General features: G+C 64.9%; 17 protein-coding genes. 8 read left to right on the top strand and 9 right to left on the bottom strand.

Annotated features, from left to right (window positions below; all coding sequences use genetic code 11):
• The first annotated feature begins 310 nt into the window (after window positions 1-310).
• The 7 genes from A5634_RS22905 to A5634_RS30045 all read left to right on the top strand — a co-directional run bounded on the left by A5634_RS22905 (window position 311) and on the right by A5634_RS30045 (window position 12355).
• On the top strand, window positions 311-1732 hold the full coding sequence (locus tag A5634_RS22905; RefSeq protein ID WP_065146317.1) for a condensation domain-containing protein: 1422 nt from the start codon (window positions 311-313) through the stop codon (window positions 1730-1732).
• A gap of 106 nt (window positions 1733-1838) precedes the next feature.
• Entirely contained in the window at window positions 1839-4829 is a 2991-nt protein-coding gene (locus A5634_RS22910; protein WP_301337125.1) for an RND family transporter, read from the top strand.
• Between the two features lie 44 nt (window positions 4830-4873).
• Entirely contained in the window at window positions 4874-5974 is a 1101-nt protein-coding gene (pe, locus tag A5634_RS22915; RefSeq protein ID WP_065146318.1) for an acyltransferase PE, read from the top strand.
• Between the two features lie 88 nt (window positions 5975-6062).
• Window positions 6063-7133, top strand: a complete 1071-nt coding sequence (locus tag A5634_RS22920) for an NAD(P)H-dependent amine dehydrogenase family protein (RefSeq protein ID WP_065146319.1) — start codon at window positions 6063-6065, stop codon at window positions 7131-7133.
• Window positions 7134-7292: 159 nt separating this feature from the next.
• Entirely contained in the window at window positions 7293-7748 is a 456-nt protein-coding gene (locus A5634_RS22925) for an MmpS family transport accessory protein (RefSeq protein ID WP_081290604.1), read from the top strand.
• Window positions 7745-10651, top strand: coding sequence for an RND family transporter (locus A5634_RS22930; protein ID WP_065146320.1), 2907 nt, complete (start codon window positions 7745-7747; stop codon window positions 10649-10651). The genes A5634_RS22925 and A5634_RS22930 overlap by 4 nt, the downstream gene beginning before the upstream one ends.
• A 177-nt stretch (window positions 10652-10828) precedes the next feature.
• Complete coding sequence (locus tag A5634_RS30045; protein ID WP_065146321.1) at window positions 10829-12355, top strand: PecA family PE domain-processing aspartic protease; 1527 nt, start codon at window positions 10829-10831, stop codon at window positions 12353-12355.
• Window positions 12356-12368: 13 nt separating this feature from the next.
• On the opposite strand, the gene A5634_RS22940 is transcribed toward A5634_RS30045, so the two are convergent.
• Genes A5634_RS22940 through nadD form a run of 5 tightly spaced genes read right to left on the bottom strand, consistent with a single transcriptional unit; the run spans window position 12369 to window position 15672 of the window.
• Window positions 12369-13199, bottom strand: a complete 831-nt coding sequence (locus A5634_RS22940; protein WP_065146322.1) for a DegV family protein — start codon at window positions 13197-13199, stop codon at window positions 12369-12371.
• A gap of 2 nt (window positions 13200-13201) precedes the next feature.
• The gene (gene octT / locus A5634_RS22945) at window positions 13202-13960 is read right to left on the bottom strand and encodes a diglucosylglycerate octanoyltransferase (RefSeq protein WP_065146323.1); all 759 of its coding nucleotides are present in this window, start codon (window positions 13958-13960) and stop codon (window positions 13202-13204) included.
• Window positions 13950-14633, bottom strand: coding sequence for a glucosyl-3-phosphoglycerate phosphatase (gene gpgP, locus A5634_RS22950; protein WP_065146324.1), 684 nt, complete (start codon window positions 14631-14633; stop codon window positions 13950-13952). Before gpgP ends, octT begins: the two co-directional genes overlap by 11 nt.
• A complete protein-coding gene (rsfS, locus tag A5634_RS22955) occupies window positions 14630-15013 on the bottom strand; it encodes a ribosome silencing factor (protein ID WP_065146325.1) in 384 nt (127 codons plus the stop codon). Before rsfS ends, gpgP begins: the two co-directional genes overlap by 4 nt.
• Window positions 15010-15672 carry a nicotinate-nucleotide adenylyltransferase gene (gene nadD, locus A5634_RS22960; protein ID WP_081290605.1) on the bottom strand — a complete coding sequence of 221 codons (663 nt, stop codon included), beginning with the start codon at window positions 15670-15672 and terminating at the stop codon, window positions 15010-15012. The genes rsfS and nadD overlap by 4 nt, the downstream gene beginning before the upstream one ends.
• 252 nt (window positions 15673-15924) lie before the next feature.
• Here nadD and A5634_RS22965 point away from each other — a divergent pair, with 252 nt between their 5' ends.
• On the top strand, window positions 15925-16917 hold the full coding sequence (locus A5634_RS22965) for a class I SAM-dependent methyltransferase (RefSeq protein WP_155769678.1): 993 nt from the start codon (window positions 15925-15927) through the stop codon (window positions 16915-16917).
• A gap of 36 nt (window positions 16918-16953) precedes the next feature.
• On the opposite strand, the gene A5634_RS22970 is transcribed toward A5634_RS22965, so the two are convergent.
• The 4 genes from A5634_RS22970 to A5634_RS22985 are packed head-to-tail and all read right to left on the bottom strand — an operon-like array spanning window position 16954 to window position 21005.
• On the bottom strand, window positions 16954-18399 hold the full coding sequence (locus A5634_RS22970; RefSeq protein WP_065146327.1) for a vWA domain-containing protein: 1446 nt from the start codon (window positions 18397-18399) through the stop codon (window positions 16954-16956).
• Complete coding sequence (locus A5634_RS22975) at window positions 18399-19274, bottom strand: AAA family ATPase (RefSeq protein WP_065146328.1); 876 nt, start codon at window positions 19272-19274, stop codon at window positions 18399-18401. The genes A5634_RS22970 and A5634_RS22975 overlap by 1 nt, the downstream gene beginning before the upstream one ends.
• Before the next feature lie 33 nt (window positions 19275-19307).
• Window positions 19308-20567, bottom strand: coding sequence for a glutamate-5-semialdehyde dehydrogenase (locus A5634_RS22980; RefSeq protein ID WP_065146329.1), 1260 nt, complete (start codon window positions 20565-20567; stop codon window positions 19308-19310).
• A 42-nt stretch (window positions 20568-20609) separates the two neighbouring features.
• Window positions 20610-21005, bottom strand: coding sequence for a hypothetical protein (locus A5634_RS22985; protein ID WP_155769673.1), 396 nt, complete (start codon window positions 21003-21005; stop codon window positions 20610-20612).
• Window positions 21006-21195: the final 190 nt, after the last annotated feature.

Raw genomic sequence — 21195 nt, forward strand, 5'->3', positions numbered from 1 at the left:
GGGCGGCCCCCGCCGTGGCTCCAACCGAGCCCTAGCCGGCAGCATCACCCACCGCCCGGTTGCGCCGCAAAATTATCTTTGACGCAAGTATTGCAAGGAAGAACCCTGCTCGGGGCTGACATGGGGTATTGGTCACCAAAGCGGTGCCGCCCCGGTCCCCACACCAAGCCGCTGGTCCACTTTAACCATCCGCCGCCTACCCGAGCGGCTGTGTCCCGATCACGCACTTCGCCGACGGTGTATGGCCGCGGGTTATCTTGATGGCGCTAGCAGCGGACCTCACCAGGGCGGTCCACGTCGAGGAGAAATCTTGCGTATCGGGAAAATTACGATCGGCTCAATCAACGATTGGACGGTGCGCCCAGGCACAGTCATCTCCTGGCATCCGACGGCCGAGGCACGCGAGAAGGCCCGGCACGCGCCGGTCAGTTCGGTGCCGGTCAGCTACATGCAGGCTCAGCATCTTCGTGGTTGCCATGACCGTCCCGCAGCCGGACTCGACTATTCACGGCAGATCATCGCCACCTGTGAAGTTCCGGGTGAATGCGACATCAGCGTGATGGATCGTGCGCTCAACGCATATCTGCGCCGGCATGACACCTACCGAAGTTGGTTCGAATACAGACCGGACGGCGACATCGTCAGGCGAACCATCAGCGATCCCGACGATATCGAATTCATGCCGATCGACCACGGTGCTATGACCGTCCCACAGATACATGACCATGTCGTGGCTACCCCGAATGCATTCGAATGGGGTTGCTTCACGTTCGGAATCGTGCAGAGCGAAAGCCATTTCACCTTCTACGCGTGCATCGACCACGTCCACGGCGATGCGACGCTCATCGGCATCACCATGCTCGAATCGCACGGCATGTACACCACACTGACGGCAAGCGGCCAAGCCCTCGCCCTGCCCGAAGCCGGCAGCTACGACGATTTCTGCGTCCGGGAACGCGAATACACCTCGACGCTGACGGTCGATACACCGCAAATCAAAGCGTGGATCGACTTCGCCGAGAACAACGACGGCAGCCTTCCCGACTTCCCGCTGCCGCTGGGCGACCCGTCGACCCCCAGCAACAGCGACATGGTCACCGAGATCCTGATGGACCCCGACCAGACCGCCCGGTTCGACTCGGCCTGCACCGCCGCCGGTGCCCGCTTCGTCGGGGGCCTGTTCGCGTGCATCGCTCAGGTCGAACACGAGTTCACCGGTGCTACCACCTATTACGGACTCACCCCACGCGACTCCCGCACCAGTTCGGACAACTTCATGACCCAGGGCTGGTTTACCGGCCTGGTGCCGATCACCGTGCCGATAGCCGCGACTTCGTTCGCGGAAGCGGCGTGGGCAGCACAGGCGTCCTTCGATTCCGGTCTGGACATGGCCAGGGTGCCCTACTACCGCGCGTTGGAGTTGGTGCCGTCGCTGAGTTGGCCTCGCCCCAACTTTCCCGTGACGAACTTCCTGCACGCAGACGCCGCCCCGCTCAACGCCGTCCTCGCCGCCGCCGACATGGGTTATGCGGACAGCATCGGTATCTATGGGGACGGCAGGTATTCGTACCAGCTCACGGTTTACATCTTCAAATACGGCGAGGGCACCGCGATGGCGGTGATGCATCCGGACAACCCGGTCGCCCAGAAATCCGTTGCCCGCTACATGGAGGCGATGAAAGCGGTGTGTGCCCAAGTCGCCGACAGTGGAAACTGGGGACGCGTTGCATAGTGTGGGGTGACTCGAAGACTGCGGTTTCTCGCACTCGCGCGATTCGCGTCCGGGTCGGTGTCGCGGGCGGTGGCGCACGACTGCGAGTACCGGAGGTGGGGACGAGTTGCGACGGCTAGCCGATGTAGTGGTGCGGTGGCCCTGGCTGGTGATCGGGCTGTGGGCCGCGATCGCGGTGACGCTTCCGCTGACATTTCCTTCCCTCAACGAGATGGCCCAGCGGCATCCGATAACCATCCTGCCCCCCAATGCCCCGTCGAGCGTCGCCGCCCGACAGATGACCGAGGCGTTCCGCGAATCGGGTTCAGAAGACCTGCTGTTGGTGGTCCTAACCGACGAGCACGGTCTCGGACCCACCCACGAAGCCGTCTACCGAAAGCTGGTCGACGCGCTGCGTCAGGACACCCGCAATGTCGTGATGGTGCAGGATTTCGTGACCACCCCGGCCTTACGTCCCGCGCTGACCAGCAAGGACCACAAGTCGTGGGTGCTGCCGGTCGGCCTGGCCGGCGAACTGGGCACTCCGAAGTCCTACGCCGCGTTCAACCGCGTCGCTGACATCGTCGAGCACACCGTGAACCAGACGAGCGGAACGCCGCTGAAAGCACATCTCACCGGACCCGCGGCCACCGTCGCCGACCTGACCGCCGCCGGTCAACACGACCGGCTGCCGATCGAGATTGCCATCGGCGTCCTGGTCCTGCTTGTGCTGCTGCTCGTCTACCGCAATCCGGTGACCATGCTGCTGCCATTGATCGCAATCGGCGGTTCGCTCGTGATCGCCCAAGCCGTGGTGGCCGGCGTCTCCCAGTTGACCGGCCTGGGCGTATCGAATCAGTCGATCGTGTTTCTCAGCGCGATAATCGCCGGCGCGGGAACCGACTACGCGGTGTTCCTGATCAGCCGCTATCACGACTACGTGCGATCGGGCGCGGACTTCGACGAAGCCGTCCGCAACGCGCTGCTTTCGATAGGCAAGGTGATCACGGCATCCGCCGCCACGGTGGGAATCACCTTCCTCGGGATCAGCTTCTCGCGGATGGGGATCTTCTCGACCGTCGGTGTGGCGTCGGCGATCGGAATCGGCGTCGCATTCCTGGCGGCGTTGACCCTGCTGCCCGCGATCCTGGTGATTGCGGGTCCCCGCGGCTGGGTCAAGCCCCGTCGTGAGCTCACCGCCCGGCTGTGGCGGCGGTCCGGCGTTCGCATCGTGCGCCGTCCGACTGCGCATCTGGTGGCCAGCCTGCTGGTCCTGGCGATCCTGGCCGCCTGTGCGGGATTGGTGCGCTACAACTACGACGACCGCAAGGCCGTGCCGGCATCAGCGCCCAGCTCGATCGGCTATGCCGCCTTGGAAAACCACTTCCCGGTCAATCAGTCCATTCCCCAGTTCATCCTGATTCGGTCACCGCATGACCTGCGCACCCCGCGCGCCTTGGCCGATCTCGAACAACTCGCTGAGCGGGTCAGCCAACTACCGAATGTCGCCGCGGTCACCGGCATCACCCGACCCACCGGTGTGGTGCCCGAAGAGTTGCGGGCCACCTACCAGGCCGGCGCCATCGGGGCCCGGCTAGGTGGCGCGTCTGACTTGATCAGCGATCACACCGACGACCTCAACCGCCTGGTGAACGGCGCCGACCTACTGGCAACCAACCTCCGGGAGGCGCGCGGACAGGTCAGCCAGATCGTGTCGAGTTTCCAAGGGGTGATCGACGCTTTCACCTCGATGCGAAGCCAATACGGCGGCGACAGGCTGGTCGCGGAAGTCGAGACCGCGACCAAGCTCGTCAACAGCGTCAATGCGCTGGGCAGAGCCATGGGGATGAACTTCACGGCCGTCAAAGACATGTTCGGCTGGATCGGTCCGGTGCTGGCGGCCCTGCAGAACAATATGGTGTGCAACGCCGATCCGTCCTGCAGCAACACCCGGGCCCAGTTCGAGCGAATGGTCAACGTAAGCGGCGACGGCAGCATCGAGCGAATCAACGAGCTGGCCCAACAGATGCAGACCTTCCAGGACCGGCAGACCCTGGAGGCGACCGTGAACCGGTTGCGCGCGACGTTCGCTCAGCTGACCAAGGCGCTGCATGCGGTGGGCCTCGATCAGCCCGGCGGCCTGCAGGGCGGCCTGACCAGACTCCAACAGGGAGCCGATCGCTCCGCGGGCGGCAGCCAGCAACTGGCTGACGGAGTAGAACAGCTCGTCGACCAAGTCAAACAACTGGGTGCCGGACTCGGTGAGGCGTCAGCGTTTCTCTTGGCGATGAAAGACGAAGCGGCACAACCGTCTATGGCGGGCTTCAACATCCCGGCTCAGCTGCTGCAGTTGGACGAGTTCAAGAAGGCCGCCAAGATGTTTGTCTCCCCGGACGGCCACACGGTGCGGTACCTGGTGCAAACCAAACTCAACCCGTTCAGTGCCGAAGCGATGGATCAGATCAACGCCATCACCGCCACCGCCCAGGGGGCCCAACCGAATACCGCGCTCGCGGACGCCACGGTCTCGATGGCGGGATACACCGTGACGCTGCGCGACACCCGCGCCTACTACGACCACGACATCCGCTTCATCATCGCCGTGACCATCCTCGTCGTGCTGCTGACCCTGATGGTGCTGCTGCGTGCGGTGATCGCGCCGCTCTACCTCGTTGGCTCCGTAGTGATCTCGTACCTGTCCGCGCTGGGTATCGGCGTCCTGTTTTTCCAGTACCTGCTGCATCAGCAATTGCATTGGAGCGTGGCGCCTTTGGCATTCGTAGTGTTGGTCGCGGTGGGTGCCGATTACAACATGCTTTTCGTCTCGCGCATGCGTGACGAATCTCCGCGCAGCATGCGCTACGGCGTCATACGCGCGCTGGGCTCGACCGGCGGTGTGATCACGGCGGCGGGATTGATCTTCGCCGCCTCGATGTGCGGTCTGCTGTTCTCCAGCATCAGCACCGTGGTACAGGGCGGCTTCATCATCGGTGTCGGCATACTGCTCGACACCTTCGTGGTCCGCACCATCCTGGTCCCGGCGGTGGCCGCCCTGGTGGGGCAGGCCAGTTGGTGGCCGTCGCGGCCGCGAGAGCGCCGGGTCGGCGCGGGTGGATGACGTGTGACAGACTACGAATCGAGTCGAGCAGGCGAGGTGTAGGGATGAAGAAACTACTCGCGGCGGCTTTCGCGCTGGTAATGGCTAGCACCACAGGTTGTTTCGGCACCGGGGTCGCGAAAGCCGACGAATCGCCGCTGGTCCCGTCGCCGACCGACGAGATGGCCTACGCGCTGGGCGGCGCGCACGTCCTGGGCATTCCCTATGACGAGTACATTCGCCGCGAAGGCGCCGAATGGCTGCCCACCCGTCGCCGGCAGATCGTCGACTACCCCGCAGGGCAGGTCCAGGGGCACGTACTGGGACGGCTGTTCCCCGGCATCGCCAGGCTGGACGAAATGTTGCCCGGGTTGGGCGCGGACGGCCCGAGTGTCGGCGAGTCGGTCGTCGTCGGTGCGGACAATCTCGCCGCGGCGATCAGCGCGGGCGGTCCCGGCACCGTCATCGGCTTGTCCGAAGGTGCGTTGGTGCTCGACGAACTTCAGGCCAGGCTCGCCACCGATCCGAACGCTCCGCCGCCAGAGCACTTGACCTTCAACACATTTGGCGATCCGGTAGCCCGACATGCGTTCGGCGAGAGTTTCCTGACCGCCATGTTCCCGGTCGGCAGCATCGTCCCCGCACTCGACTATGAGGTGCCGCCGCCGGTCGAGAGTCAGTACGACACCAGGATGTTCATCTCCGCCTACGACTCGATCGCCGACTTCCCCGACCGGCCGGACAACCTGATGTCGCTCGCCAATACGTTGGTGGGGCTGATGACCGGGCACACCGCGGTCGCCTTCACCAACGCGAGCATGGTGCCGCCGCAGAACATCCGTACGACGGTCAACTCCCGCGGCGCGAAGACCACCACATTCCTGATTCCCGAACGGCATCTGCCACTGACACTTGCTTTCCAATACCTCGGGGTCGATGAGGAAACGTTGAACAAGCTCGACGCGGTGATGCTGCCGTCGGTCAACGCGGGCTACTCCCGCAACGACGACCCGCTGACCGCTCCGGTCCAGGTGGATCCGGTCAACGGCTACGACCCGGCGGCCGTCACCGCGCCGGCCACGCAGGCCACCTTCGGTGGCGGCGCCGATCCGTTTTCGCAGATTCTGTCCGGTGCGATGTCGGTGTTGAACCGGGCCGGTCACTGATAGTCCCGCCGAGTGTGCGGCTGGCCGCACGTTCGACGCCGAGGGTGCGACTGGCCGCACGTTCGGCGCTGGCAGCAAGGAGTACCCGATGAGCTCCCCCACGAGCACGGCCAGCCCAGACCGTCCGCTGCGTGTCATCCAATGGACGACGGGCAACATCGGACAACGCTCGTTGCACGCGATCATCGGCCGGCCAGACATGGAACTCGTCGGGGTGTATGCGCACGGCGCGGACAAGGTCGGTGTCGACGCCGCCGATCTGGCGGGCTGGCCGGAGCCGACGGGTGTGCAGGCCACCAGCGACATCGACGCGCTGATCGCCTTGGGCGCGGATGCGTGTTGCTATAACCCGTTGTGGCCCAACATCGACGAGTTGGTGCGGCTGCTGGAGTCCGGGGTCAACGTGTGCTCCAGCGCGGCGTGGATCACCGGCGGCAAGCAGACGCCGCAGGACCGCGAGCGCATTCTGCAGGCTTGCGCGAAAGGCAACTCCTCTATTTTCGGCAGCGGCGCCCACCCGGGCATAACGAACATGGTCGGCATGGTGCTCAGCGGCTGCTGCGAGCGCGTCGACGAGATCCGCATCACCGAATCAGTGGACTGTTCGACCTACGAATCCGCGGGAACCCAGACGGCGATGGGCTTTTCGCAGGATCCCGAGACGCCGGGTCTGGCCGAGAGCGTGCGGCGCGAAAGTGAGGTATTCGCCGAGTCCGCCGCGATGATGGCCGACGCGATCGGCGCCCGACTGGACCGGATGACCTTCGACGTCACCTTCACCGCCGCCACCGGCGACACGGACCTGGGTTTCATGAAGATCCCGGCCGGAACCGTTGGCGCCGTGCACGGTTACCACCGCGGCTGGGAGGGCGACCGCAACGTCGTCAGCGTCGGATTCAACTGGACCATGGGCGATCACGTGATCCCACCCAAACCGCTCGAGCACGGCCATGTCATCCAGGTCTTCGGCCTGCCCAACATGCGCACGGTGTTGCACTGTCTCCCGCCGCGGGATTGGAAAGAACCCGGGTTCATGGGACTCGGCATGATTTACACCGCGCTGCCGGTCACCAATGCGGTGCCTGCGGTAGTGGCCGCCCGCCCCGGCATCGTGACACTGGCCGACCTACCGCCGGTCACCGGCAGGGTCGCGCGCTAACAGTGTCGTTCGGCACATTGCAGCCACCCCGAGGAACGCTATCGTCCACTACCGGGCTAGCATACTTAGCCGAGCTAGTATCCCGCCGCGCGGGAAGCAAGCTCCGCGATCTCGCGTTGTGTCCGGGGTCGGTATGTGCAAACCGTTAGCGAGGTGGCGATGAGGACTGTTCCGGTCGCGGGTCCCACTCTTCGTTTCCTGAAAAAGCTTTGGATACCGCTGGTTCTGGTGGTGGTTCTCCCCATTTCCGCGCTTGTCGTGTCGCGGCTGCACAAAATCTTCGGCTCCGAGGACCTCAATGCCAACGCCGGTGCCGGCATCGAGATCGTGCAGTTCAACCCGAAAGTGGTGCTCTACGAGATCTACGGTTCGGCCGGCGCCACCGCCAACATCAACTACTGGGACGCCGATGCCAACACCCACCAGGTCAACAACGCGCCGCTGCCCTGGTCGTTCACCGTCTCGACGACACTGCCGTCGGTGAGCGCCAACATCATGGCGCAAACCGACGGCAGCCGCATTGGTTGCCGGATCACCGTCGACGGGGTGGTTCGTGAAGAAAAGAAGTCCGACGGCGTCAACCCGCAGACCTTCTGCCTGGTGAAATCGGCATGAGCGACCTCAACAGCACGACGCGCGCGAGCACTGACGACACGGCGCCGATCCAGGTCGCCGACGGCCCCGCGGCCAAGCACCACCGGCCTTTAATCCCGCACCTGATCCGCATCCTGGCGGTGCCGATCATCCTGGGCTGGGTGTTGATCACCGTGGTGCTCAACGTCTTCGTTCCATCGTTGGAAGCCGTCGGCGAACAGCATTCCGCGCCGATGACTCCCGTGGACGCGCCGTCCATGGTGGCGATGATGCGGCTGGGTCACAACTTCAAGGAATTCGACTCCAACAGCACGGTGATGATTGTGCTGGAAAGTCAGGGACCACTCGGTGATGCCGCCCACCGGTATTACGACGACCTGATCCGTCAACTGCGCGAACAGCCCAAGCACATTCAGCACATCCAGGATTTCTGGGGCGACCGGCTGACGGCGGCCGGAGCCCAGAGCGCCGACGGCAAGGGCGCTTACGTCATGTTGAACCTGGCCGGCAACCAGGGCACTACCGAAGCCAACGACTCGGTGGAGGCCGTGCGAAAGGTCATCGACAAGAACCCGCCACCGAACGGGCTGAAGGTCTACGTCACGGGTCCGGCCGCGCTCAGTGACGACATGCACGTCATCGGCAATGCCAGTCTGGCCAAGATCACCCTGTTCACCCTGGGCGCGATCGCGATCATGCTGCTGTTGGTCTACCGATCGATCGTCACCACCCTGGTGCAGTTGTTCATGACGTTCATCGCGTTGGCATCAGCGCGCGGGCTGGTCGCGTTTCTCGCCGAAAACAACGCATTCGGACTGACCACGTTCGCGGCCAACATCCTGACCATGCTGGCGATCGCGGCCGGAACCGATTACGGAATCTTCCTTGTCGGCCGATATCAAGAGGCGCTGCGAGCCGGCGAGGACCGAGAAACGGCCTACTACACCACATTTCGTGGGGTGGCCCCCGTCGTCCTGGGGTCGGGACTGACCATCGCGGGCGCTACCTACTGCCTGAGCTTCGCGCGCCTGCCCTGGTTCAACACCATGGGCGCGCCGGTGGCGATCGGCATGCTGGTCGTGGTGCTGGCCGGCCTCACGCTGGGCCCCGCGGTGGTCTTCCTGGGCAGCAAGTTGCACCTGTTCGAGTCCAAGCGGGCACGCAAGCAAGGGCGACTGTGGCGGCGGGTGGGCACCGCGGTGGTGCGTTGGCCCGCACCGGTTTTGGCGGTAAGCACCGCAATCGTGCTGATCGGCATGGTGGCGCTGCCCAGCTTCCACACCAGCTACAACGACCGCTATTACCTGCCGACGTCCGCGCCGTCCAACCTCGGTCAGGAGGCCGCCGACCGGCACTTCTCCCAGGCGCGGATGAATCCGGACATGTTGATGGTTGAAGCCGACCACGACATGCGCAACCCGGCCGACATGCTGGTGCTGGACCGGGTGGCCAAGAACGTGATGCGCACCGTCGGCATTGCCATGGTGCAGGACATCACCCGTCCGCTGGGCATTCCAATTCAGCACAGCTCCATACCATTTCAGAACAGCATGCAAAGCCAGACGACCATGCAGAACATGAAGTTCCTGAAGGACCGGATGGCCGACATCACCACGATGGCCGACCAAATGCAGTTCATGATCGAGACCATGGAGCGCATGTACACGGTGACGAAGGAACTTTCCAGCGCCGCCGACGACAGCGCCAAGACGACGGCCGACACCGCCGAGATCACCAACCGACTGCGCGACCACATCGCCGACTTCGACGACTTCTGGCGCCCGATACGCAGCTATTTCTATTGGGAGCGACACTGTTTCGACATCCCGATTTGCTGGTCGTTGCGATCGCTGTTCGAGTCGTTGGATGGGTTTGACCAATTGGCCGGCCAATTCGACGAACTCACCAAAGACATTCAGCGCACCGCGGCGGCCACCCATCAGATGTTGGTGTTGATCCCACCGATGATCACCACGATGAAAACGACCAAGGCCCTGACACTGACGATGCAGGCGACCTTCTCGGCGATGCTCGACCAGATGGACGAGCTGAGCAATACCGCGATCGTTATGGGGCAGAGCTTCGATGCGTCGAAGAACGACGACTTCTTCTACCTGCCACCGGAAGCCTTCGACAACCCGGACTTTCAGACCGGTCTGCGGATGTTCCTGTCACCAGACGGGAAGTCGGCCCGCTTCTTCATCACCCACCAGGGCGATCCGATGACGCCGGAAGGGATTTCGCGCGTCGACTCAGAACGGCTCGCCGCGCAGGAGGGGCTCAAACAGTCCTCGCTGGCCGATGCCAAGGTCTATCTGGGCGGAACGGCAGCCACGTTCAAGGACATGCACGACGGCGCAAAGTACGACCTGATGATTGCGGTGGTGTCGGCGCTGACGCTGATCTTCATGATCATGCTGTTGCTCACCCGAAGCGTGGTCGCCGCGCTGGTCATCGTCGGCACAGCGGCCAGCTCGATCGCGGCGTCGTTCGGGCTCTCGGTGCTGATCTGGCAGGACCTTTTCGGCATCAGGATCCACTGGATCGTGATGGCACTGTCGGTGATCATCCTGTTAGCTGTCGGATCCGACTACAACCTGCTGCTGGTCTCCCGATTCAGGGAGGAGATCCATGCCGGTCTCAAGACGGGAATCATTCGTTCCATGGCCGGAACCGGTGGCGTGGTGACCGCCGCGGGACTGGTGTTCGCATTCACCATGGCCTCGATGCTCGGCAGCGATCTGCGCGTCCTGGGCCAGTTTGGGTCCACGGTCTGTATCGGTCTGCTGCTGGACACGCTGATCGTGCGCACGTTGTTGATGCCGTCGATCGCCACGTTGCTCGGCCGTTGGTTCTGGTGGCCGCAAGTTGTGCATCCCAGGGGCGACAACGCACTACGTGTCGGGGCGCGAACAAGAGCCTGACCGCCACCGAAATTTGAGCGGCATATACGGCGGCATATACATGGGCGCCGTCACCGGGTAGCTTTTCAATTCGCATCCCAGAGCATTTGCTCGACGGTATGCTTTGACCGCGTCTCGACTCCGTTAACAGTCGGTGTCGGGTGCCGCTGAAAGCGGCAGGTACGGGAGAGGGCTTACATGTCGTTGGTGCTCGTGCGTCCCGAGGTGTTGGCTTCGGCGACAACGGATTTGGAAAATCTTGGCGCGGGACTGAACGCGGTCAACAGAGCCGCCGCCTTTCCTACCGGTGCTCTGATTCCGGCCGCCGCCGACGAAATCTCGACCGCGGTCGCGACGTTCTTTGCCGAGCATGGGCTGCAATATCAAACCGTCGCCAAGCAGTTCGCCACGTCCTACGAGCAATTCCAGCTCAGGATGCTCGAGAGTGCCCGCGAGTTTGTCCTCGCCGAGATCGCCATCGCCCAGCACCTCACCTCGACCGCGTCACACCTGGTCAACGACCCATTCGTGGACGTGACCGGGCGCCCACTGTTCGGTGACGGCGCTAACGGCTACACCACCGCTGACGGCGTGGGAACGCCCGGCGAGCCCGGTGGCTGGTTGATCGGCAGGGGTGGTACCGGCGGAACCAGCGTCCGATACGGAGCCGCCGGCGGCGCCGGCGGGGCCGGCGGATTCTTGCTGGGTCTCGGCGGCACCGGCGGTGACAACCTGTACGGCGGCATGCCCGGGGGCGCCGGCGGATCAGCCGGCCTGATCGGCATCGGCGGTACCGGCGGGGCCAGTGGACCCGGCGGTGTGGGCGGCGCGGGCGGTCGCGGTGGCCTGCTGGGACTGCCGGGCACCGCAGGGATCAGCACGGCCCTGGGCCCGAACCAAACGCTTATTCATCCCGGTCAGTGGGGCAGCCCGATATTGGATATCTCGGTTGGCAGCGGACCACGGCTGCCCGTCACTCTCGACTCCGGCGCCAGCGGCCTTGTGGTCCCGCCGAGCTACGTCGATTTCGCGACCCTCGGTGTGCCCAATGGGTCGGGCAGCATCGTCTACGGGGGCGCGGTTCACGTTGATTTCGACACCTATCAGACGACGTTGAACTTCGGGAATGGAATCGTCTCGGGGCCGACCACGGTCGGCGTCGCGAAGAACGCATTCTTAGTGAGCTCGGGTGCCAATATCCCGGTCAACTCGCTAACGCCTTATCTGGGTGTGGGACAGAACAACGATTTCCCATTCGGCTCGCCGGTAACTGCGACGTTGCCGGGCAACATGAGTGAGGGAACGTTGGTCAACCTGCCGCGCGGCATCGCGCAGTTCGGGCCCAACCCGCTGCCACCCATTGTGGAAATGGACGGGGCCCCGAGAACCGTTGTGCAAGTGCAGATCAACAATGGATTGCCGCAAACCGTGGGCGCCTTCATCGACTCCGGCGGTGAGCTGGGAGCCGTCCCGCAGTCATTGGTGCCGGGCCTGGCGCTAGGTAACCACCTGCCGGCGGGCACGGTCATCACCGTCACCACGATCAATGGTGTGCCGCTCTACACGCAGGTTGTCACCGCCGATCACACGCCTTTTGTTGTGTCATCGGCGACGGCCAACAACTTCTACGTGTTCAATACGGGGTCCTACCCCTTCTCGCAAATGCCTATCTACTTCTGGAACAACGATGCAGTGGGCACCACCGTCTTCGTGCGACAGATCTGAGGCGCGCCGAAACTCAGTCGGCCAGCTGCAGGCACACTGCGAGCGCGCCGTCGCCGACGTGCAACGCAAGCACCGGTCCGAGCGGCGTCACGATCGCAGGTTCACACGCGGGTAGCCGGTCGGCCAGCGCGGCCGCGACATCCTGCGCGCCGTCGGGGTTGGCGACGTGGTGCACCGCAAGTTCGGCCGGATGCTCCCCCACAATCTCGCAAACCTGGTCGACCATCGCCGTGACGGCGCCCTTGGCGGTCCGGATCCGTTGCGCCAGTACGAGTTTGCCGTCGTCGATGTGCAGCAGCGGCTTGAGTGCCAGCGCGGTGCCCAGCCATGCCTTGGCGCCGCCGATGCGTCCGCTGCGGCGCAGGTTGTCCAATCGGTGCACGACCATGTAGGCGTGGGTGCGGTCGATTCCGGAGGTCGCGGCGCGGGCGACGGCATCAAGATCCTGCCCGGCGGCAGCGGCTCGGGCGGCGGCCAGCGCCATGAATCCGGTGCCCATCGCCGTGGACTTGGAATCGATTACCCGCACCGCGGGCCCGAGGTTGGCGGCGGTGAGTTCGGCGGCACGACAGGTTCCCGATAGTCCTGACGAAATATGAACGGCCACAACGCCATCGCCGTCACTATCGGTCAACGCCTGTTGATAGGCGGCGCATAGTTCGGCGGGGGTAGCCGCCGCGGTGGTGGCGTGCCGCTTGTGGATGTCCTCCGGGACGTCGTCCACGCCGTCGCGCAGGTCGGCGCTATCGAGCAGGATGTGCAGCGGGACTTCACGAATCGCCCATTTGTCCCGTAACTCGGCCGGCACCCGCGACGAGGTATCGGTGACCACCACGACTGGCACGGTCAGTGGGACTTCTCGTTCGGCGTCACTCCGGCTTCGGCTAGCGCCTTGAGCATCAGGTCCGCGACTCCCTGATGCGCCTCGAAGTTCCAGTGGATCCCGTCGGGATTTCCGCGTCCACTCATCACCTGTTCGGCGACAGCGGCTTTGAGATCCACCAACGGGACGTTGTGCTCCTGTGCCCATGCGGTGATCGCCGCCACGGTGCCCTCGCGGCCATGGTGCGCTTTTCCGTATGTCTCGGCGATGTGCACCGAGGGCAGTGACGCCACGATCGGGATGCCCGGCCGGTTGAAATCGATTGCGCCGCGCGTCTTCTCGAGATAATGCGCGGTCAGGTGCGGAGGCAGTGCCGCCCTGGCGACCGGTGAAAACCGCGGCTGCAACCAGCCGTAACCGTCGCGGACCCAGCGCCGCAGCCGTGGCGGGCGCACGTAGCGGATGAGTTCTCGGACAGCGGTCGGCCACACCGAGGGCAGCGAGTCCATTCCGCTGGTCGCGAAGATCACCGCCCCCGCTCGGGGCAGGGCCGCCCATGACCGCGGGTCCTGGGTCGCCGCCCACCACACGTCGCGGCAGGTCCATCCGATCCGGCCGATCAGTTCTACATCCCAATTCAATTGGCTGGCAACGATATTGGGCCAGATTCGGGGATCGTCGGCGGGCAGGCCGCCGGTGGGGCCGTAGTAGGACAGTGAATCGGCGAAGATCAGCAGCGTCGGCTTGGGGTTCTCCGAGGACTGTTCAGATTTAGAGGACATCGTTGGACACCTGCGCCGAAGCGTTCCACACGTCCAGCCGCCAGCGGATGTCCTCAAAACTGGCCGTGCAGCCCGCCGGATCCTTCGAATGGCCACTCAACTGCACCCAACTGCAGTTGCGCATACCGCCCAGGATCGGCCAGTTGGCCACCGGCAACTTCAGCAGGGCGGCCGACAGCGCGGCGATCAGTCCGCCGTGCGCCACCAACACGATCGGTCGCTCCGGTGCGTCCGCATCGCCCCATTCCGGTACGCCCGCGACCAGCTCGGCGACCAGCGGCACGCTACGAGCGGCCACGTCGACCCTGCTCTCGCCTCCGTGCGGTGCCCAGCTGGCGTCCTCACGCCACGCCAGCCTTGCCCCCGGGACGTCGGCGTCGATCTGGGCGTGCGTCATGCCTTGCCACTCACCCAGATGGGTCTCCCGAAGCCGCGCGTCGACCTGCACCGACAGCCCGGTCTGCTCGCCCAGCTTGGTGGCGGTGTCAAACGCGCGCCGCAGATCCGAGGACACGATCAACACCGGCTGCAGCTTGCCCAGCACCTCGGCGGCGGCCACGGCCTGGGCGCGGCCCAGCTCGCTCAGATCGGTGTCGAGCTGTCCCTGCATCCGGCTGCCCAGGTTGTAGTCGGTCTGACCGTGCCGGAGCATCACCAACCGGCGCGTCCTCATGGCCCGTCCGCCTCTGCTGCGGTATCGAGGTCCACCGGCACCACCGGGCAGTCGCTCCACAGTCGGTCCAACGCGTAGAAATTGCGGTCGTCCTGGTGCTGGATGTGCACCACGATGTCGCGGTAGTCGAGCAACGTCCAGCGCCCTTCCCGGGCGCCCTCGCGACGAGCGGGCTTGTAACCGGCCCGGCGCATCTTCTCCTCGACCTCGTCGACAATCGCGTTGACCTGCCGCTCGTTGGACGCCGAGGCGATGACGAAGCAGTCCGTGATGACCAACTGTCCGGACACATCGATGACGAGGACGTCGTCGGCCAGCTTGGCGGCAGCGGCGGCGGCGGCCACCGTTGCCATCTCGATCGCTTCCTGGTTTGCGCTCATGTGCTCTTCCCGGCGGTGGCACTGGGGGCCGGGCTTTCGCTCCTCTCGGGAGGTCGGTAGAGGTGTCGCTTGGAGACGTACTGCACGACACCGTCGGGCATCAGGTACCACAGCGGCCGGTGCTTGGCGGCGCGCTCGCGGCAGTCGGTCGAGGAGATGGCCAACGCCGGGATCTCGACCAGGGTCAGCGCGTGATCCGGCAGGTCCGCAAGCACATCTGCGACGTGATCGCGACGAAGCTCGTAGCCGGGCCGGCTGACACCGATAAAACGCGCCGACTCGAACAATTCTTCCCACCCCTGCCACGTCAGGATGGACGCCAGCGCGTCGGCGCCGGTGATGAAGTACAGCTCGGCGTCTGGGTTGAGCGTGCGCAGGTCACGCAGGGTGTCTTTGGTGTAGGTAGGCCCACCGCGGTCGATGTCGACCCGGCTCACCGAGAAGCGGGGATTGGAGGCCGTGGCGATCACCGTCATCAGGTACCGATCTTCGGCGGCCGATACATTGCGGTCCTTCTGCCACGGCTGGCCGCTGGGCACGAACACCACTTCGTCGAGCTCGAAGTTGTGGGCCACCTCGCTGGCAGCAACCAGGTGGCCGTAGTGGATGGGATCGAACGTCCCACCCATCACTCCCAACCTGCGCGGCTGCTTTTGCATGGTTTGCCAGCTTACTGGAGGGGCTGTCGACCAGCGTAAACGCGCTACTGTGGGCATGGCCACAAGCCGGGCGGACGCGGCAGGTCCGTATGCAGCAGGCGGCACGTGGTGGTTTCGCGACGTTCCGACTTATTAAAGATGCAATGCCGTTGGCTGAATGCTCCGAAATAACCGGGTCGATCGTGTAGAAGGAGTTCTGTGGAAAATTCGCTGCCCGCCTCGCTAGACCAGACGCAAGAGTGGAAAGACGCCATGGTTCGGCGGTTCTACAGCCGATCCGTGGTCACCGGCGAGATTTCGCTGCCGGCCGTGCCGAGCCTGCTCGACGAGTACGTGGAGATGTGTAGCAACATATTTGCCGGAGTGGGCAGGAAGTTCAACGACGAGGAACTCACCCACCTGCGGTCGGTGCTGGAATCCCAGTTGGCCGAGGCGTACTCGATCTCCCAGCGGTCCAACATCGTCATCTCCTACAACGCTCCGGTTGGCCCGACGCTGCACTACCAGGTCAATGCCCGGTGGTTCACCATCGCCGAGGCCTACGAGAACTGGATCGCGACCCGCGAACCACCGCTGTTCGGCACCGAACCCGACGCCAGGGTGTGGACGCTGGCCAACGAGGCCGCTGATCCGGCCACTTACCGGGTGCTCGACATCGGCGCGGGCACCGGGCGCAACGCGCTGCCGCTGGCCCGACGCGGACATCCCGTCGACGTGGTCGAGCTGACCCCGAAGTTCGCCGAGATCATCCGCTCGCAGGCCCGGCAAGAAGGCCTGGACCTGCGCGTCATCGTGCGCAACGTCTTCGAGACCACCGACGATCTGCGGCAGGACTATCAACTGATCCTGCTGTCGGAGGTGGTGCCCGACTTCCGGACGACGCGGCAACTGCGCAACCTGTTCGAGCTGGCCGCCAGCTGCTTGGCCCCTGGCGCGAAACTGGTGTTCAACACCTTCCTGCCCCGGCACGGCTACGAACTCGACGGCGCCGCACGCGAATTCGGGCAGCAGGCCTACACCGGGACGTTCACCTGGGAGGAAATGAATACGGCCGCAGCCGGATTGCCGCTGGAACTCGTCGCCGACGACTCGGTGTACGACTTCGAGAAGACGAATCTGCCGCCCGGCGGGTGGCCTCCGACCAGTTGGTACGCCGACTGGGTCAGTGGTCTCGATGTGTTCCCGGTGGGGCGCGACAAGAGTCCGATCGAATTGCGGTGGTTGGTCTTTCGCAAGACCGGCTAGCGGCGCGAGTTTGGAGGCGAGCAGACGCAAGCCGGGCTATACCGGCAGCAACTGGTCGATCACCGCGGCAAGCTGCTTGGCCGACCGGCATTCGTGCATCGTGATGACCTCTTCATAGCGCGGCACCGCCGAATCCCCACTGCCCCATAGGTGTTTAGGCTCGGGATTCAGCCAGTGCGCGTGCCGGGCGGCTTTCACCATGTCTTCGAGCACGTCGGTGGCCGGGTTGCGGTAGTTGGTGCGCCCGTCGCCGAGCACCAGCAGCGAACTGCGGGGCGACAGCACGTTCGGGTGGGCTTGCACGAACGAGACGAACGCATTGCCGTAGTCGGAGTGACCGTCGCGGGAAAAGACGCCGGCTTCCCGGGTGATCCGCTGGATAGCTACGGCCAGATCTGCTTCCGGCCCGAACATGTGCGTCACCTCGTCGGTGGTATCGATGAAGGCGAACACCCGCACGCGCGAAAATTGTTGGCGCAGTGCATGAACCAGTAGCAGCGTGAAATGACTGAAGCCGGCGACCGAGCCGGACACGTCGCACAGCACCACCAGCTCCGGGCGTGCCGGGCGCGGCTTTTTCAACACCACGTCGATCGGCACCCCGCCGGTGGACATGGACTTGCGCAGCGTCTTGCGCAAGTCGATGGTGCCGGCCCGGGACCGACGCCGTCGGGCCGCCAGCCGGGTGGCCAGCGTGCGCGCCAACGGGGCCACTACGCGGCGCATCTGGCGCAGCTGGTCACCGGACGCGCGCAGGAATTCGACGTTCTCGGAAAGCTGTGGGATGCCGTACATCTGGACGTGCTCGCGGCCCAGTTGCTCGGCGGTGCGCCGCTTGGTTTCGGCATCGACCATCCTGCGCAGCTGCGAAATCTTCTGCGCTGCCATGGCTTTGGCGATCTGTTCCTGACTCGGCGAGGGCTCGTCGCCGTAGGGCGCGAGTAGTCCTGCCAGCAGCTTGCCTTCCAGCTCGTCCAGCGCCATCGCTTTGAGCGCCTGGTAGGAGGAAAACGACGGGCCGCGGCTGGAGTTGTATTTGCCGTATGCCTCCACGATTCGGGCGATCATCCGGACCAATCGCTCGTCCATGTCGGCCAGGTCGGGGTTGTCGGCAAGCAGGTCCAGCAGCATCTGGCGCATCGCCTCGACGTCGTCGGGCGGCAGAGCGTCCGGATCGGCCTCGCCGTCGCCGTCCTCCGACACGACCGCCCGTGCGCCCAGTGCCGCCGGGAACCACAGGTCGAACATGGCGTCGTAGGTGTCCCGGTGGTCGGGGCGGCGCAACACCGCGCAGGCCAGGCCTTCGCGCAGCACCGTGCGATCACCCAGGCCCAGAGTCGCCATCACCCGCCCGGCGTCCACCGTCTCTGATGGACCGACCGAAATCCCGCTTGCCCGAAGGGCTTCCACGAATCCGACCAGGTGCCCGGGCAGACCGTGGGGGGCGAGCGGCCGGGAGGGACGGATGCGCCGGGAGGCCATCAGTTCAGCCTTAACTCACCGGTGGCGCGTTGCTGATCGGACTGATGTTTGAGCACCACGCCGAGGGTGGCGGCGACGACGGCGTCGTCGATGGTGTCCATGCCCAGCGCGAGCAAGGTGCGTCCCCAGTCGATGGTTTCGGCGATGGACGGCACCTTCTTCAACTGCATCCCGCGCAAGACGGCGATGATGCGTACCAATTCCTCGGCCAGGTGCTCGGGCAGTTCGGGGACGCGCGACAGCAGGATGCGCCGCTCCAGATCGGGGCTCGGGAAGTCGATGTGCAGGAACAGGCAGCGACGCTTGAGCGCCTCGGACAGTTCGCGGGTGGCGTTGGAAGTCAGCACGACCAACGGTGTGCGGGTGGCGGTGATGGTGCCCAGTTCCGGGACGGTCACCGCGAAGTCCGACAGCACCTCCAGCAGCAGGCCTTCGATCTCGATGTCGGCCTTGTCGGTCTCGTCGATCAGTAGCACCGTCGGCTCGGTGCGCCGGATCGCCGTCAGCAACGGGCGCTGCAGCAGGAACTCCTCACTGAACACGTCGTCTTTGGTCGCCTCCCAGTCGCCGGAGCCGGACTGAATACGAAGTATCTGCTTGGCGTGGTTCCACTCGTAGAGCGCACGGGCTTCGTCGACGCCCTCGTAGCACTGCAGCCTGACCAGCCCGGAACCGGTGGCCTGGGCAATCGCGCGGGCCAGTTCGGTCTTGCCGACCCCGGCGGGCCCCTCGACCAGTAGCGGCTTGCCGAGCCGGTCGGCCAGGAACACCGCGGTTGCGGTGGCGGTGTCGGGCAGATAGCCGGTCTCGGCCAGACGTCGCGAAACGTCGGCGATGTCGGCGAACAACGGCGCGGGCCGCGCGGGAACGCTCATGGCAACTACTCCTTGGATGGCAGGAGGGAGGGGTTAGGCCGGACGGGTGTGGCCGTCACCCCACACGATCCACTTGGACGAGGTCAGTTCCGGCAGCCCCATCGGACCGCGGGCGTGCAGCTTCTGGGTGGAGATCCCGATCTCGGCGCCGAAGCCGAACTGCTCGCCGTCGGTGAACGCGGTGGACGCGTTGACCATCACCGCGGCGGCGTCCACCTGTTCGGTAAACCGTTGGGCCGCAGCAAGGTTGGTGGTCACGATGGCTTCGGTGTGGCCGGTGCCGTACTCGTTGACGTGTGCGATGGCGGCGTCCACCCCGTCCACCACCGCCACCGCGATGTCCATGGCCAGGTATTCGCGGCGCAGATCGTCTTCGTCGGCGTCTTTCCCGATGGCACCGTGTACGGCAACACCGGCCTGCTGCAACGCGTTGAGCAACCTGGGCATCGCCTGGCCGGCAATCGCCGCGTCGACCAGGAGAGTCTCGGCAGCGTTGCAGACACTGGGCCGCCGGGTCTTGGAGTTCAGCAGGATGCGCTCGGCGACGTCGAGATCGGCGGCCTCGTGGACGTAGACGTGACAGTTCCCGACACCGGTCTCGATCGTGGGTATCTGCGCATCCCGCACGACGGCCTCGATCAAGCCTGCTCCCCCGCGCGGGATCGCGACGTCCACCAGGCCGCGAGCCTGGATCAGATGGATGACGGTGGAGCGGTCGGCCGAGGACAGCAGTTGGACCGCGTCGGCGGGCAACCCCTGTTCGATCAGCGCGCCGCGCAGCACCGCGACCAGCGCTTCGTTGGACCGCGCGGCCGAGGAGCTGCCGCGCAACAACGCCGCATTTCCCGATTTGAGCGTCAGCCCGAACGCGTCGACCGTGACGTTGGGACGACCCTCGTAGATCATTCCAACCACGCCGAGCGGAACGCGCTGCTGTCGCAGCTGCAACCCGTTGGGCAGGGTGGCGCCGCGCAGCACCTCGCCGACCGGGTCGGGCAGTCCGGCGACCTGGCGCAGGCCGGCGGCAATGCCGTCGATGCGCTGCGGGTTCAGTGCCAGCCGGTCGAGCATGGCCTCGGGAGTGTCAGCGGCGCGTGCCGCGGTGAGGTCCTCGGCATTGGCAGCCAGTATCTGTCCCGCCTGGGTCAACAGCGCGTCGGCGGCGGCGTGCAGCGCGCGGTCTTTGACCGCCGTCGGCAGCGTCGCCAGGACGCGGGCCGCGACCCGGGCGCGCCGGGCGGCGTCGTGCACCGCTTGACGCAGATCAGGCAGCGCCGGAGCTTGCAGACTCATTAGCCCAGGGTATCGGGCTTGAAGCCGCTCAGTCGGCTTGGGTCAGCCGGCGTTGGACTGCCACCATCGATAAAGGCCCGCACCGTCGGTGCTCCGGACTGCGCCAATTCTGAGCTTGTTTCTGTTCGTCCAGACAATCATTGCGAACTTGCCCGAATCGGCAGTCCCCGTGGCGCACTGCACTTGGCCACCGGTATTACCGTTCGAATACGTCCACGGACCCGGCGACGGTTTGTTGCCCGGACAGGCCACGCTGGTCACCCCGTCGGGGACGTTGCCAAACCCCGTTTCCAAGTCGGTGACATTTTGAAACAGCCCGAACGAGGCCACAGCCGGTCCTCCTGACACGGTGCTCTGGCCGCACGCCACCTTCTCGATCGCGGGTGGCTTCGGCGTCTTCGTTTCGCAATTGCTCGACGAGAAGCCCTCGGGCAGCATGCCCATCAGTTTGCCGGGGGCGGCCGTCGCCGCAGGGGAAACACCCACTCCGGCACCTAGGGTCGCGGCAATAAACAACGTTCTTGTGACGCATGTGAAAATAGACATGGCTAACCGCCTCCTAACTCAGGCGCAAGCGGACATCAGGCCACATCCTGGGCCGCTGACGTCTGCAGCAAACGGTAGCGCG

The organism is Mycobacterium asiaticum (assembly GCF_001673365.1).
GTDB classification, from domain to species: domain Bacteria; phylum Actinomycetota; class Actinomycetes; order Mycobacteriales; family Mycobacteriaceae; genus Mycobacterium; species Mycobacterium asiaticum_A.

Coding starts and splice junctions, on each gene's coding strand:
- nadD (WP_081290605.1), bottom strand. CDS start 15,672: ATGCAAAAGCAGCCGCGCAGGTTGGGAGTGATGGGTGGGACGTTCGAT.
- A5634_RS22980 (WP_065146329.1), bottom strand. CDS start 20,567: ATGAGTCTGCAAGCTCCGGCGCTGCCTGATCTGCGTCAAGCGGTGCAC.
- gpgP (WP_065146324.1), bottom strand. CDS start 14,633: ATGAGGACGCGCCGGTTGGTGATGCTCCGGCACGGTCAGACCGACTAC.
- A5634_RS22925 (WP_081290604.1), top strand. CDS start 7,293: ATGAGGACTGTTCCGGTCGCGGGTCCCACTCTTCGTTTCCTGAAAAAG.
- rsfS (WP_065146325.1), bottom strand. CDS start 15,013: ATGAGCGCAAACCAGGAAGCGATCGAGATGGCAACGGTGGCCGCCGCC.
- A5634_RS22930 (WP_065146320.1), top strand. CDS start 7,745: ATGAGCGACCTCAACAGCACGACGCGCGCGAGCACTGACGACACGGCG.
- A5634_RS22985 (WP_155769673.1), bottom strand. CDS start 21,005: ATGCTGCCCGAGGGCTTCTCGTCGAGCAATTGCGAAACGAAGACGCCG.
- A5634_RS22970 (WP_065146327.1), bottom strand. CDS start 18,399: ATGGCCTCCCGGCGCATCCGTCCCTCCCGGCCGCTCGCCCCCCACGGT.
- A5634_RS22975 (WP_065146328.1), bottom strand. CDS start 19,274: ATGAGCGTTCCCGCGCGGCCCGCGCCGTTGTTCGCCGACATCGCCGAC.
- A5634_RS22920 (WP_065146319.1), top strand. CDS start 6,063: ATGAGCTCCCCCACGAGCACGGCCAGCCCAGACCGTCCGCTGCGTGTC.
- octT (WP_065146323.1), bottom strand. CDS start 13,960: ATGTCCTCTAAATCTGAACAGTCCTCGGAGAACCCCAAGCCGACGCTG.
- A5634_RS30045 (WP_065146321.1), top strand. CDS start 10,829: ATGTCGTTGGTGCTCGTGCGTCCCGAGGTGTTGGCTTCGGCGACAACG.
- pe (WP_065146318.1), top strand. CDS start 4,874: ATGAAGAAACTACTCGCGGCGGCTTTCGCGCTGGTAATGGCTAGCACC.
- A5634_RS22965 (WP_155769678.1), top strand. CDS start 15,925: ATGGTTCGGCGGTTCTACAGCCGATCCGTGGTCACCGGCGAGATTTCG.